This is a genomic window from Bradyrhizobium sp. A11 (genome assembly GCF_042077125.1).
In the GTDB taxonomy this organism is placed as follows: domain Bacteria; phylum Pseudomonadota; class Alphaproteobacteria; order Rhizobiales; family Xanthobacteraceae; genus Bradyrhizobium; species Bradyrhizobium japonicum_B.
Genome location: NZ_CP149509.1, coordinates 4060066 through 4073984, shown reverse-complemented (window position 1 = coordinate 4073984; position 13919 = coordinate 4060066). Strand labels below are relative to the sequence as shown.

General features: G+C 65.3%; 14 protein-coding genes. 10 read left to right on the top strand and 4 right to left on the bottom strand.

Features of this window, described 5'->3' with window-relative positions:
- Positions 1-8: 8 nt before the first annotated feature.
- The 4 genes from WI560_RS19090 to WI560_RS19075 are packed head-to-tail and all read left to right on the top strand — an operon-like array spanning position 9 to position 2262.
- Entirely contained in the window at positions 9-461 is a 453-nt protein-coding gene (locus tag WI560_RS19090; protein ID WP_375304397.1) for a DUF2231 domain-containing protein, read from the top strand.
- Positions 458-1795 carry a PQQ-dependent sugar dehydrogenase gene (locus WI560_RS19085; RefSeq protein WP_375304396.1) on the top strand — a complete coding sequence of 446 codons (1338 nt, stop codon included), beginning with the start codon at positions 458-460 and terminating at the stop codon, positions 1793-1795. Before WI560_RS19090 ends, WI560_RS19085 begins: the two co-directional genes overlap by 4 nt.
- A gap of 52 nt (positions 1796-1847) precedes the next feature.
- The gene (locus WI560_RS19080; protein ID WP_375304395.1) at positions 1848-2063 is read left to right on the top strand and encodes a hypothetical protein; all 216 of its coding nucleotides are present in this window, start codon (positions 1848-1850) and stop codon (positions 2061-2063) included.
- Positions 2064-2091: 28 nt separating this feature from the next.
- On the top strand, positions 2092-2262 hold the full coding sequence (locus tag WI560_RS19075) for a hypothetical protein (protein ID WP_375304394.1): 171 nt from the start codon (positions 2092-2094) through the stop codon (positions 2260-2262).
- 67 nt (positions 2263-2329) lie between these two features.
- Here WI560_RS19075 and WI560_RS19070 read toward each other — a convergent pair whose 3' ends face one another.
- Together WI560_RS19070 and WI560_RS19065 are read right to left on the bottom strand one after the other, a co-directional pair.
- Positions 2330-2713, bottom strand: coding sequence for a type II toxin-antitoxin system VapC family toxin (locus WI560_RS19070; protein WP_375304393.1), 384 nt, complete (start codon positions 2711-2713; stop codon positions 2330-2332).
- On the bottom strand, positions 2710-2967 hold the full coding sequence (locus WI560_RS19065) for a type II toxin-antitoxin system Phd/YefM family antitoxin (RefSeq protein WP_257195941.1): 258 nt from the start codon (positions 2965-2967) through the stop codon (positions 2710-2712). The genes WI560_RS19070 and WI560_RS19065 overlap by 4 nt, the downstream gene beginning before the upstream one ends.
- 185 nt (positions 2968-3152) lie before the next feature.
- On the opposite strand from WI560_RS19065, the gene WI560_RS19060 reads away from it, so the two are divergent.
- Entirely contained in the window at positions 3153-4358 is a 1206-nt protein-coding gene (locus WI560_RS19060) for an MFS transporter (RefSeq protein ID WP_375304392.1), read from the top strand.
- A gap of 168 nt (positions 4359-4526) precedes the next feature.
- Positions 4527-5756: a CaiB/BaiF CoA transferase family protein gene (locus tag WI560_RS19055; protein ID WP_375304391.1), complete on the top strand. Its 1230-nt coding sequence runs from the start codon at positions 4527-4529 to the stop codon at positions 5754-5756.
- A gap of 14 nt (positions 5757-5770) precedes the next feature.
- On the opposite strand, the gene WI560_RS19050 is transcribed toward WI560_RS19055, so the two are convergent.
- A complete protein-coding gene (locus WI560_RS19050; protein ID WP_375304390.1) occupies positions 5771-9253 on the bottom strand; it encodes an autotransporter domain-containing protein in 3483 nt (1160 codons plus the stop codon).
- A 75-nt stretch (positions 9254-9328) separates the two neighbouring features.
- Between WI560_RS19050 and WI560_RS19045 the strand changes: the two genes are divergently transcribed.
- The 3 genes from WI560_RS19045 (at position 9329) to WI560_RS19035 (ending at position 11444) form a co-directional block, all read left to right on the top strand.
- Positions 9329-10411, top strand: coding sequence for a sensor histidine kinase (locus tag WI560_RS19045; RefSeq protein ID WP_375304389.1), 1083 nt, complete (start codon positions 9329-9331; stop codon positions 10409-10411).
- A 35-nt stretch (positions 10412-10446) separates the two neighbouring features.
- Entirely contained in the window at positions 10447-11124 is a 678-nt protein-coding gene (locus tag WI560_RS19040; protein WP_375304388.1) for a LytR/AlgR family response regulator transcription factor, read from the top strand.
- A 104-nt stretch (positions 11125-11228) separates the two neighbouring features.
- Entirely contained in the window at positions 11229-11444 is a 216-nt protein-coding gene (locus WI560_RS19035) for a hypothetical protein (protein WP_028137066.1), read from the top strand.
- A gap of 252 nt (positions 11445-11696) precedes the next feature.
- Here WI560_RS19035 and WI560_RS19030 read toward each other — a convergent pair whose 3' ends face one another.
- A complete protein-coding gene (locus WI560_RS19030; RefSeq protein ID WP_375304387.1) occupies positions 11697-12359 on the bottom strand; it encodes a TetR/AcrR family transcriptional regulator in 663 nt (220 codons plus the stop codon).
- Between the two features lie 318 nt (positions 12360-12677).
- Here WI560_RS19030 and WI560_RS19025 point away from each other — a divergent pair, with 318 nt between their 5' ends.
- Complete coding sequence (locus WI560_RS19025; RefSeq protein WP_257180580.1) at positions 12678-13913, top strand: acyl-CoA dehydrogenase family protein; 1236 nt, start codon at positions 12678-12680, stop codon at positions 13911-13913.
- The last annotated feature ends 6 nt before the right edge of the window (positions 13914-13919 follow it).

The window sequence follows — 13919 nt, the reverse complement described above, 5'->3', positions numbered from 1 at the left end:
GGCCGACCGTGCAGGAAGACGTGCGCGTGCGCACGACCGCGCAGATCGCGGGGCATCCCATTCATCCGATGCTGGTGCCGATACCTATGACGTGCTTCGTCGGGGCGCTCTTGACCGACATCGCCTATGTCGCCAGCGCCGAGATCATGTGGGTGAATTTCTCCGCTTGGCTTCTGCTCGCTGGCGTCGTCTTCGGCGTGCTGGCGGCGATCGCGGGCCTAACCGATTTCCTCGGCAACCGGCTGGTGCGGGCGCAGACGCCGGCCTGGCCGCATCTGATCGGAAATGCCGTGGCGCTGATCCTCGCGATCGTCAACACGCTGATCCATGCCCGCGATGGCTGGACCTCGGTGTGGCCGACGGGGCTCGTTCTGTCGGTGATCACGGTGCTGATCCTGCCCGTCACCGGCTGGCTCGGCTGGGCCATGGTCTATCGCCACGGCGTGGGAGTTGCGCGATGACATCGACGCTTACCCGCGCGCTGTTGTGCTCCTCGCTGCTGCTTCTGGCCGCCTGCGACGACGGCAGCGGCGATCCCCAGGCGCAGATCGGTGCCAACCCGAAGCTTCCCGACATCCAGCAATATCTGCTGCCGCCAGTCCACATCGCGCGCATTGTCGGCTGGAAGCAAGGCGAGACGCCGACGGTGGCGCAGGGCCTGCAGGTCAAGGCCTTCGCCACCGGCCTGCAGCATCCGCGTTTCCTCTACGTGCTGCCCAACGGCGACGTGCTGGTGGTGGAATCCAAGGCCCCGAAAGGGGCTGCGATCAAGCGGCCGAAGGAGCTCATCATGGGATTCATCGAGTCCTGGGCGACCTCCGGCGGCAACGATTCCGGGCCGGGTAACCGCATCACGCTGCTGCGTGACGGCAATGGCGACGGCGTGCCGGATACGCAAAGCGTCTTCCTCGACCATCTCAACTCGCCGTTCGGCGTCGCGCTGGTCGGCAACGATCTCTATGTCGCCAATACCGATGCGATCGTCAGATATCCCTACGCCGAAGGGGATACCAGGATCACCGCACCGGGCACGGTGCTGACGCCGCTGCCGGGCGGGCCGATCAACCATCACTGGACCAAGAGCCTGGTCGCCAGTCCGGACGGCTCGAAGCTCTATGCCGGCGTCGGCTCCAACAGCAACATCACCGAGAAAGGCATGGAGGCCGAGCACAACCGCGCCGCGATCCTCGAGGTCGACCGCGCCAGCGGGCGCTGGCGCATCTTCGCAAGCGGCCTGCGCAATCCGAACGGGCTCAGCTTCGAGCCGCAGACCGGCGCGCTGTGGACGGTGGTGAACGAGCGCGACGAGCTCGGTCCCGATCTCGTCCCTGATTACATGACGTCGGTGAAGGACGGCGGCTTCTACGGCTGGCCCTACAGCTATTTCGGCCAGCACGTCGATCCCCGCGTCAAGCCGGAGCGGCCCGATCTCGTCGCCAAGGCGATCGTGCCGGACTATGCCCTGAGCTCGCATGTCGCGCCGCTCGGGATGGTGTTCAACACTGGCTCCGGTCTGCCGGCCGCCTATCGCGGCGGCGCCTTCATCGGTGAGCACGGCAGCTGGAACCGGCAGGTGCTGAACGGCTACAAGGTGGTGTTCGTGCCGTTCAAGGACGGCAAGCCGAACGGACCGGCGCAGGACGTCGTGACCGGCTTCCTCAACGGCGACAACCAGGCGCGCGGGCGCCCGGTCGGCGTTGCCATCGACAAATCAGGCGCGCTGCTGGTCGCAGACGACAGCGGCAACACGGTGTGGCGCGTGACTGCCACGCATCCGCAGCTGACGCAACGTTAAGCCCGCCGGCGCGTTATCGGGGCAGACGGTTTCTGAAACTCAGGAGTTCGACATGGGCCTTGCTCAATATGCCATCGTGCCGGTGAAGGATGAATGGGGCGTGCTGCACGACGGCGACGTCAGGAACACCTATGCCACCAAGGAAGCTGCATTCGAGTCCGCAGTTGCCGCGGCTTCTCTCGCGCTGCGTGAGGGACATGAAGTCCAGGTCAGCGTGCCCGGCCGCGAGGCTGGCGGCAACGCGCTCGGCGTCCAGGACAACGCGTAAGAGGGACAACGCTTGAGAAGGAGACGCGATGACCAAGCCCCGTGAGCCCAACGGCGTCGAGCCATCCCGCTCCGCGGACGACATCCAGCGCGAGCAGCTGGGTCCTCGCGGCGTGCCCGGTGCGCCGGATCCGGCCAGGATGACCCCGCAGCGCGACAAGAAGACCCCGAAGCACGTTGATCCCGGCCACACTGCGTGATGCCGGCAGGCAAGCTCTCAGCTCTTTGAATCCGGCGCGCAAGACACCGCAGCGCTTCACGCTCGACTTACACGGCCGCGGTAATATCGGTCTGTGCAAAGTCATCGCCGACATAGAGCAGCGCGCAGCCATTCTCCTTGGCGACATCGTAGGCGAAGCAATCGCCAAAGTTGAGGCCCGCAGGATGGATTCCTCGGCCCCAGCGTGAGTAGATCTGCGCTACGCGCTCAGCGGAGGCTCGGGTCACCGAAATCACGTTGAAGCCGAGGTTTGCGATCAGATTCTGCATCTCTTCGTGCACGCCGCGGCGCGCAGCGACGATCAGGCTCTCGGCAGCGGTGGCGGCAGAGATCAGGATTTCGTCAGCGGTCTCCAGGGCAGCGATGCAGGCATTGGCTTGCGGCTCGTCGAGCACGATCGCCATCAGTGCCGACGTATCGACCGCGATCATTCCGGCAGTCCGTCGTCACCATAAAGAAAGTCTTGGCTGCGGGCCGCATCCGGGCCGGGAAGAGCTTTGGCTGCGCCGTTCTTGCGCGCAGCCTCGAGCACCGCGCGGCGGGTCGTAAGGTCCGGCGGAAGCTTGATCGGAACGAGCCGCACCGCAGGATGTCCGTGTCGCGTCAGGATCACCTCGTCGCCGGCTTCTGCCCGGCGGACGAGATCGGTCAATTGTCCCTTGGCCTCGGTGACGGAGACTCGCATCTCATTGTCCCTTTTGAACTTTCCATAAAATGGACCAGAGAATAGTCCGTGTCAATCGGGCGGCGCTTCCTGGCTCTGCGAATGCGGCTTCTTCCCATTCGGAACTTACATTCCTCGATCCTGCGATCTGCCGCTAAGAGATGTGAGCCGCGCGATCTGAGCCCGGCAGGCAGGCGACCTCCGGAATGCAATTCTTGAAATCTGACGGCAGGCTGATCGGTGTCCTGCTGGTGCTTGCCATCACGCAACTGATCGGATGGGGCACGATCGGGCTTCCTGCCATCGTCGGGCGCGATCTTGCCGCCGATCTCGGCATGAGCCTGCCGGCGGTGTTCGCCGGGACCTCCGTTCTCTACGTCGCGATGGGCTTGTGCGCGCCGTGGCTCGCCGCTTCGTTTGCGCGCCATGGCGCCCGGACGGTCATGATGGTCGGCACCATCGGCACCGCGCCGGGCTTTCTGCTGCTGTCCCTCGCGCGCGAGCCGATGCTGTATTTCGCCGCCTGGATCGTCCTCGGCGTCGCCGGCAGCGCCACGCTGTCGACCGGCGCCTATATCATGCTGAACGAGATCGCCGGGCGGCAGGCCAAGAACGCGATCGGGGCCTTGATGCTGGTGACGGGCCTGTCCAGCAGCATCTTCTGGCCGACCACCGCATTCCTGAGCGGCCACCTCGGCTGGCGCGGGACGTGCCTCGTCTATGCCGCGATGCTGCTCGTCGTCAGCCTGCCGCTTTACGCGTTCGTCGCGCCGCGCCGGAAGATCGTGGCGGATGATGCCGGCGAGCCGGTCAAGTCGTCACCGCCGCCCGCGATTTCAAGGAGCACGTTCGGCCTCGTCGTCACCGCGATCACGCTCAACGCCTTCGTCAATTTCGGCATCAGCGCCATCCTGATCGAGCTCTTGCGGGCCGAGGGGCTGGCGCCGGCGCAGGCACTCGCCTTCGGCTCGATGCTGGGCGTGATCCAGGTCAGCGCCCGCGGGCTGGATCTGCTCGGCGGCGGGCGGTGGGACGGGATCACGACCGGTCTCGTCGCCGGCACGGCGCTGCCCGCGGCCATGCTGCTGCTGATGCTGAGCGAGGGCGCGACCTGGGCGGTCGCGGCCTTCATCCTGCTCTACGGCGCCGGCAGCGGCGCGATGGCGGTGGCGCGGGCCACCATCCCGCTCGTGTTCTATGATCAGGCCGAGTTCGCCAAGGCGATGTCGATGATCGCGCTGCCGCTCAATCTCGCCTCCGCCATCTCGCCGCCGCTCCTCGTCGGCCTGCTCACGCAGTTCGGCAGCCGCGGCGCGCTCGGTCTCACCCTGGTATTTTCCTGCGCCACGGTGCTGATCCTGGTCCTGCTCGGACGGCGACGGCCGCGGGCGGTGGCGGCGCCCGTCACCTGAACGGATATTCGCGGCGCGGAAAGTGCTGATGGCAATCCCGTCGTGCCCGGCAGCAGATGGCCGCATGCCGCCAGTGCAGTGCTCAGGGCGCCAAAATGGTGGTATCGGCAGGAGCGCGGGCCGCTTCGGGCGGCCGCGCCAAAGATCAGTTCCCCGGAGGAAATCGACATGTCGGCCTTGCCGCTCTCAGGCATCAAGATCCTTGACCTCACCCGCGTGCTCGCCGGGCCCCTGTCGGCGCAGATGCTGGGCGATCTCGGCGCCGAGGTCATCAAGATCGAGCGGCCGGGCACCGGCGACGATGCGCGCGCCTTCGGCCCGCCTTACCTGACCGACCCCGAGGGCAAGGCCAACAACAACAATTCCTTCTACCTCTGCGCCAACCGCAACAAGAAGTCGGTCACGGTCAACATCGCCAAGCCCGAGGGGCAGGCGATCATCCGCGAGCTGGCCAAGGACGTCGACGTCTTCATGGAGAACTACAAGGTCGGCGATCTCAAGCGCTACGGCCTCGACTACGAGACCATCAAGGCGATCAACCCCGGCATCATCTATTGCTCGGTGACCGGCTTCGGCCAGACCGGCCCCTATGCGCCGCGCGCCGGCTATGACGCCATCCTGCAGGCCATGGGCGGCCTGATGAGCGTCACCGGCCATATGGACGGCGAGCCGGGCGAGGGCCCGATGAAGGTCGGTCCTTCGATCGTCGATTATATGACCGGCATGAACACCTCGATCGGGATTCTCTCCGCGCTGTACCATCGCGACGTCAATCACGGGCAGGGTCAGCACATCGACGTCTGCCTGTTCGACACCGTCATCGCGTCGCTGTCGCACTGGTTGCAGATCTACCTCGTCAACGGCAAGACGCCGCCGCGGCGCGGCACCTGGGGCAATGGCGGCATGCCGGCCGGCGTGTTCCGCTGCACCGACGGCGAATTGATGTTGGTGGTGGGCAATGATGGCCAGTTCCGAAAGACCTGCGCCGTGCTCGGCGAGCCGGAGCTGGCGAACGATCCGCGCTTCCTCAAGAACAACGACCGCGTCGTGCACGGCAAGGAGATCATGGCGATCTTCGCCGGCCTGTTCCTAAAGCAGCCGGTGGCCTATTGGCTGGAGAAGCTGGAGGAGGCCGGCGTGCCCTCGGGCCCGATCAACAATTTCGAGCAGGTGTTTTCCGATCCGCACGTGCAGTCGCGCGGCATGCGGGTCAAGACGCAGCACAAGTTCGAGCCCGAGCTCTCGCTGATCCGCAACGCGCTGACCCTCTCGGGCACCCCCATCACCGAATACCGCGCTCCGCCTCTGCTCGGCGAACACACCCAGGAGGTGCTCGGCGGCAAGCTCGGTTTTGACGCCGCGAAGATCGATGAGCTGAAGCAGCAGGGGATTATTTAGGGCGCCGTGCTGCGCTACCACGCGTAGCGCAGCGAGCCCTGGGCGGAGACGCCGCGTGCGCTCCCTCCCAATTCTCCGTTCAGCTGTGCGCCGAGCGTCACGTTGTTGACGAAGCGAAGCTCGGCGCCGGAGGACAGCAGGGCGGAATCCTTCGGCGCTGCCGCGCCGTAGACGGTGAAGGTCGATCCGGGCAGTGCCTGGAACACCTCGCCCACGGCCCGCTCGGTATTGGTGTCGTGCACCCATGCGAACTGCGAACGCAGGGACAGCGTTGCATCCGTGCCAAAGGCAACTGTCTTGTCGAACCGGCTTCCGAGCTCGGTCCGAAGCGTGCCGGTGCTGCGCGAGGCATAGGCGAGCGCGAATGCGCCCGTTCCCGATGCCGAACTCTCGCTGTAAGCCGGCGTGGAGAAGCTTTGTCCCTGCAAGGCGGCATAGGGAGTGATGCCGACGAGCTGCGTCGACATTCGGTAACCCGTCTCGATGCGTCCCGCGAAGGTCTGCCCGTTGACGCGCGCATTGAGCTGGTCGACGCCGGCGAGGTTGACACTGCGGTTCGTGCTGATGCCGTTCCAGGCATAGGCCAGCGCGGCGGACAGATAGGCAGCTCCGGCCTTGTGCGTGCCATAGGCGCCGATCTGAAACACGTCGCTCCGCCCGTTGCCGAGGCCGTTGCTCAGGCCCCAGTTCGTGCCGCCGCCACCCAAGGCGAATCCCAGCACCGTGTCCGCGCTGGCCCGATAATCGACGCCGGCAACCACGCCATAGGTTCGCGGCGTCACGTCATGCGAGCCGAGGACAACGCCTTCGCCGTTGACCTTGCCGGTGCTGCCATAGCTCCCGCCCCACACGGCCCAGCGTCGATCGATCGCGGATGCGGGGTCTCTCGAGGCGCGGGCCGGGGAGATTGCCGCATAGGCCGACGCAAATGCGGGCGGAAGGCGGGGTTCTTCGGTATAGCCGATGGCGCCGCCATGTGCGCCCTGGCCGCCGAAGGCGGAGCGGCCGGTGTTGGTGAGAAGCGAGACGAAGCCGTTCATGGACTGGAAGGCGGTCGTTGCAGCGCCCGTCGCCACCTCGCCGGACAGGCTGTCCAGCGCGGACGCGAGCGCAGGGCCCGTGAGCGAGAAGATCGGCGCGAAGCCGCCGGCGGGCGCGCCGCCGTTCAAGGCAGCGTCGATGCCGCCCGCCACGTTGCGCTGGTTGATGGTCCCGTTGGGGAGCGCGTCGGCGAGGGCCACCCGGTCCACCGTGATGAAAACATCGTTGGCGTCGTAATCGAGATGAGCCTTGATCGAGCCGGACAGGTCCAGTCCGCTGAACGTGCCGCTGAGGCCGCCGGTCGCCGTCAGGATCACGAAGTTCTGACCGACCACGAAGCCCCCGCCGAGCTGGACCGCGCGCACGATGCCGCCGGTCAGCGTCGCCGTGCCGTAGACGACCGTCTTGTCCGCTCCGCTGGAGGCCAGCTTGACCTGGTAAATGCCGCCGAGGCTAAGGTTTCCATCGATCGTGACGGTGCCCGTAGGAACGAAGGTGCCCGTGCTGGTGAATGCCAGCGTGCCGCTGTTGAACTGGGTGCCGTTGCCGGCGTTCAGGATGCCGGTGTTGGAAAAGGTCGTACTTCCAGCTCCGAAATAGTTGATGCCGGTCGTGTTCCAGGTCCCGGCATTGGTGATCGTATTGGATCCGTTCCCGAGCGAGATCAGGCCGTAGATGCTGCCGCTGTTGGTGATGGTGACGGGCTGCGAGCCGCTCGTGGCGAGGATCGCCGAGCGCGTTTCCGGCGCAGCCAGCGTACTCGCGATGATGCCGCCGGCGGCGTTGTCGATCGAGATCGTGCCCGTTGAGGTGGCCCGCACGACTGCGTCAGAACCGGCGCCGAACAGAGAGCCGCGATTGGTGATGGTCGAGGCACCGGAATTGGCGGTGCTGACGATGGCCGAGCCGTTCGTCGAGCGCACCACTCCGTTCGTTGCGATGGTGACACTTCCGTTGCCGCTCGACGCGGCACGGATGGCGGTCAGCGTCGCGTAGACGTCGGCCGTCGTGATGTCGATGGTGCCGGCGCTGGTGTGGGCGAGAATGCCGGTGCCGACGATCGGCGTGGCGGCAAGCCCGATCGAACCGCCGGTCTGGTACACCGTGGCATTGCACGTGCCTTGCTGATCCAGACTGAGACCGCCCTGTCCGAGATCGGTCGAGGAGAGCAGGGTGCCGCCGGTCATGTTGAAGGTGATGTTGCCCGAACCGCCGCCGTAGAGCGTAACCGCCGACGAGCGGCCGGACTGTGTCCCGCCCGTCACCGTGATGGTCTGGTTGCCGCTGGAGAAGTTGCTCGTCGAAATGGCCGCGCCGCCGCCGGCAGTGATGTCGTGTCCGGATGTAACGTTCACGGAGCCGGAGCCGCTCTCCACGATCGAGATGCCGAGGCCTGCGGCAGTGATGCTGGCGCCCGGCGTGATAGTGAAATCGTCCGAGCCGATCGCCAGCAGGCCGATTCGAACATTGCTGATGACCCCCGTCCCTGTGACGAAGACGCCACCGGTGCCGTTGCTCGCGAGGCTGATCCCGATATTGTTGCCGCCCGATCCGCCGGGACCCGTGATGGAGCCGGTATGATTGATCGTGACCGTGCCGGCGTTGGCACCATGGCCGACCTCGATGCCAGCGCCGCTGGGGTCGGTGTAGACGATGTCGCCACTGCCGCTGACCGTGATGTTTCCCGCCCCGCTGTTCGCAGTGGACGCAAAGACCCCGATGCCCGTGCGACCGGTGATCGCCGCGTTCCCGTCGACCAGTATGTCGACTGCTGCCTGGGACTGCAGCAGGACGCCGTAGCCCGAGCCGAGCGATCCGGTATTGGTGACCGTACCGTTCACATGGGCTGTGAGGGCGCCGGTCGCGGCACTGTCTTGCGAGAACAGCATCACACCGGCGACTGTGGTCGCGCCGACGACGCTCGTTGTCGAGCTGTCGTAGGTGATCGGACCGGTGCTGGAATAGAGTGCGATCGCGCCGGTGTTGAAGATCGAGGTCTGATTGACGGCGCCGTTGTTCGTGAACGTGATGCCCGCGCCGTTCTGCGATGTTTCGATCAAGAGACCGTAGCCGCCGACGGTGACGCCGTTGGCGATCTGGCCGGTGACGTTGCCGCCGGTGGTGAATTGCTGGGTGTCGTCGTTCGACGACGGGGTGGCTGCGTCGGTGTTGGTGTTGTGGACGGTCACGGTGTCGACGGTGCACGACACGGTGTTGGGAGACGAGGTGACGTCGCAATTGGCCGCAGCCGGGCTGGCGCTCCAGATCGTCGCCAGCGCCGTCATCGACAGCAGCGCGCCGGAGGGCCGGAAGCGCGAAACTTTATCTCTGTATACCAACGCGTCTCTTCCCTCTAATCCCACGGTACCGGAGGCTTGTGACCGGCCGGGTGAATCCGGGGCGACAACACAACACCGGAGGGACGGTCGCCATCGTGATTCGACGAACCGGGCCAAATCGTCGATGAATCGGCCTCGGGTTGGGGGACAAGGCAGCGCGCCCGGGATATCTTCCGGCTCAGGCTGTGGTGGATGATCGGGATGCGTTACTTCGGTTGGCCTGACGCGATGAGGGGGCAGCGCTCATGGCTCCTGGGAATCGTCGGCCTCTGCCTGCTGACGGCTCTTGGCACGCTGGTGCGCATGGCCCATTTTCAGGACTTCCAGCGGGCCTTCGTGATCAGCTTGCTGGTCGATCCGCTGACGCTGCCGCTCGCGCTTGCGTTCCGGCCGGTGCTCTTGCGCAGCACCTTCGAGGCCGGCTCCGACGTCGTCAGGACCATTCTCGTTAACACGCTGCTGTGCGTTGGCGCTGCGTTCCTGTTGACCTGCTGGGTCAGGTTGGTGACGGCGGTCACCGGCTGGCCTGTGCCGAATTGGGGGCCCCTCCAGTCGTGGGTTGCACCCTGGGTCTACTACATCATCGTGTTTGCGAGTTGGAGGTTTGCGCAGTTCTGGACCGCCGCGGAGCTTGCCGTCCACCACCAGAAGCAGCGCGTCATGGCAGCCGAGTACGAGGCTCTCAAGGCAGAGCTCCGTCACTTGCGTCATCAGCTCGATCCGCATTTTCTGTTCAACGCGCTGAACGGCATAGCCGTCGAGATACCGGATCGTCCTGACGCTGCGGTGGGTATGGTTCGTGAGCTGGCGGCCTATCTGCGCTATTCGCTCGATCAGCGCGACCGTACCGTCACCTCGCTCGCCTCTGCGCTCGACGCGGCTCGTTCCTATCTCGAACTGCAGAAGGCGAGGTTCGGCCCCGAGCTGGACTACAGGCTGGAATGCAGCGAGCCGGCGCGCCGGCTCATGGTGCCGAGCTTTCTGCTGCAGCCGCTGGTGGAGAATGCCGTCAAGCATGGCCTGAATACCGGGCGCGCGCCCGTCGATATCGCGATCCGGGCGGCGGTCGGTGATTGCGGCCTCCAGATATGTGTGACTGGCCCGGGGCTGTTGAGGCCCGACTGGGAGGTGGCCGGCAGTCCGGGCGTCGGTCTGTCGGTGCTGAACCGGCGGCTGCAATTGCACTATCCGGGCCGGCACGAATTCAGCCTGCGCCAGATCGGCGACACGGTGACCGCCGGACTGCAACTGCGGGGTGAGCCGTGCTCCGCGTAGCGATCGTCGATGATGAGGCCCTGGCCCGGCGTGGAATGCGTCGGCTGCTCGGTGGGTACAAGCAGCTTGAGATCGTTGGCGAAGCCGCTTCGCTCAAGACTGCCATGGAGCTGATACGCGCCGAACGGCCGGATGCGCTGTTCCTGGACATCGAAATGCATGGCGGCAGCGGGTTCGATCTGCTGCAGGATCTGCAGGAACGGCCCGACGTCGTCTTCGTCACCGCTCACGATCGCTATGCCGTGAAGGCCTACGACTTTTCCGTGCTGGACTATCTCTTGAAGCCGATCGATCCGGAACGACTGGCCGAGGCGGTGACGAAGCTGGAAAAGGCACGAGCTTCACGGCAGGCTCTTCTCAGGAGTCAGGCGCCCGCGCTTCGTCTCAGGACCAACACGCGGACGTTGATCCAGCGCGTCGATTGCATCGCCGCGATGCGTGCCGAGGGCGATTACACGCGCGTGTTCGTGGCGAACAGTCCGGCCATCCTCGTCGGACAGTCGCTCGGCAGGTTCGAGGCGCAGGTACCGACGCCTCCTTTCCTGCGCATCAACCGGTCCCTGATCGTCAATACCCACCGGATCCGAGAGATCGAGACCGTCGATCGTGACACCATGCACATCAGTCTGGACGGTTGTGCCGAGGCGTTCGTGGTCGGCCGGGCGACAGCGGCGAGGATCAGGAAACTCTATCCCGGACCGACCACGACCTGATCCCGGCCGCCATCCCCAGATAAGTCCGGTCCGTAGTCGCACCGGCTTCCGCTTTGAGCGCGACTCTGATTCGATCTCTCCACGGAGTTCGGGGAGGGAAGTGCATGTCCTACACGATCGGGTTTCAGGCCAAGAACCAGAAGTCCATTCTTGCAACCGAGGCGGCCACCGCCAATCAGGCCGTCGCCATCATTGCCGCGCTGCGGCAGAGCGCCGACGAAATAAAGTTCATCCGCTCGCCGCAGGAAGGCGAGATGGGCATCGAGATGCTGCTGCTGCTCGCCAAGGAAGAGGCCGAGGAGATGCCGCAGCGGGCATAGCTCGCCTAGCAATTATTCTTCGATCAGATAGACGACATCGCCTGACGTGAGGTGAATGACGCTTGCTTCACCTCTCCCCGCTTGCGGGGAGAGGTCGGATCGCTCCTGCGATCCGGGTGAGGGGGTACAGGTCTCCCGAAGACCGCACGTGTGGAGAGAGGCCCTCACCCCAGCCCTCTCCCCGTAAGAACGGGACGAGGGAGCGCACCGCGAATGCGGCTTCCAGTTCCGTTCCGTCAACGCCCATCCGCGCTAACGCGCCGCCACCTTTGATGGCGCCTTCGACTCCGCCCGCCCCGCCGTCAGTGCCATCGTCGCCACGCTGACCACGCGGGCAACGACGTCCTCGACGTCGTCGAGGTCGCATTTGCCTTCCGACAATTTGGTCAGCCGCTCGCTCTCGCGGATGGTGTGATGCGCCATCGCGAGCGCGAAATTGAGGCCCCAGTAGATGTCGACGTCGCTGCGCTCGGGCAGGGCGCGGCGCATGGCGCCGGCGAATTTCCGCAGATGGTCGATCTCGCGGTTCTTGATGCGGCGGATCGGCGGCACGGATTCGATCGAGGCGCGGATCATGAAGCGCGCCGCGGTCGAGCGCTGGTTCTCAGGGCCGAGGCAGCCGCGCAGCGTCGGCCCGACCAGCGCGCGCAGGATCACCTCGATCGGCGCGCGGCCGCCGCCTTGCTCTTCCGCCGCCTTCAATTCGCGCAGCCGCTCGCGGTTGGTGGCGATCGAGCGGGTGACGAATAATTCCGCGATCAATTCGTCCTTCGAGCCGAAATGATAGTTCACCGCGGCGAGGTTGACGCCCGCCTCCGCGACGATGTCGCGCAGCGTCACGTCGCTGAAGCCGCGATCGGCATAGAGCCGTTCGGCGGCGGTCAGAATGGCAGACCTCGTATGATCGCTGGCCATGGTTCTTTTCCCGTCATTCCGGGGCGACGCGAGGCGTCGCGTCCGGAATCTCGCACCACATTTCGAGATTCCGGGTTCAGCCCTGCGGGCTGCCCCGGAACGACGTCGTGAGCGAGGGAGTTGCAATTCAAACGCTTGTATGAAACTATCGTTTGAAGGCCGGACATGTCAATCCGCAATCGGGACTCGTTCGCAACTCGAGCCTGGTTCCGAAGCGTCCGCGAGCCCGCGCTTGCGGGCCGCACGCAACGGGAGGACAGTCCGGCGCAAACAGCCCGCGAAGCAGCAGGCTCGCACAAGAGAGACGAGGAGCGTCCCATGGATTTCGATCTGTCCCCCAAGCAGAAGGAATGGCTCGACCGCGTGCGGTCCTTCATGGCCAAGCACGTGCGCCCGGCGGTGCCGATCTACGACCAGCAGGATCACAGCGGTGAGCGCTGGAAGGTGATCCCGATCCTGGAGGACCTCAAGAAGAAGGCGAAGGCCGAAGGCCTCTGGAACATGTTCATGCCGCCGTCCGAGCATGAGGACGACGAATTCCGCGGCGCGGGACTGACCAATCTCGAATACGCGCTGCTGTCGGAGGAGATGGGCCGCATCAGCTGGGCCTCGGAAGTGTTCAACTGTTCCGCGCCCGACACCGGCAACATGGAGGTGTTCATCCGCTACGGCAGCAAGGAGCAGAAGCGCAAATGGCTGCGCCCGCTGATGGACGGCGAGATCCGCTCGGCCTTCCTGATGACGGAACCGGCGGTGGCGTCCTCCGACGCCACCAACATCGAAACCCGCATCGAGCGCGACGGTGACCACTACGTCATCAACGGCCGCAAATGGTGGTCGTCCGGCGTCGGCGATCCCCGCTGCAAGATCGCGATCCTGATGGGCAAGACCGATTTCAAGGCGGCCAAGCACCAGCAGCAGTCGCAGATCCTGGTTCCGCTCGACACACCCGGCATCAAGGTTGAGAAGATGCTGCCGGTGTTCGGCTTCGACGACGCCCCGCACGGCCACGCCCAGGTGCTGCTGGAGAACGTGCGCGTGCCGAAGGAGAACATCCTGCTCGGCGAAGGCCGCGGCTTCGAGATCGCGCAGGGCCGGCTCGGTCCCGGACGCATCCATCACTGCATGCGCACCATCGGCAAGGCCGAGGAGGCGCTGGAGAAGATGGTGAGGCGGCTGTCCTCCCGCACCGCGTTCGGCAAGAAGATCGTCGAGCACTCCGTGTGGGAGCAGCGCATCGGCGAAGCCCGCACCAACATCGAGATGACGCGCCTGCTCTGCCTCAAGGCCGCCGACATGATGGACAAGGTCGGCAACAAGACCGCGCAGGCCGAGATCGCCATGATCAAGGTCGCAGCGCCCAACATGGCGCTGAAGATCATCGACGAGGCGATCCAGGCCTTCGGCGGCGCCGGTGTCTCGGACGAGGCGGGTCTTGCCAAGGACTACGCCCACATCCGCACGCTCCGTCTCGCCGACGGTCCGGACGAGGTGCACAATCGCGCCATTGCCAGACTTGAGGTTCGGAAGTATGCCAACTCTCCCAATCACTAAGCGGGG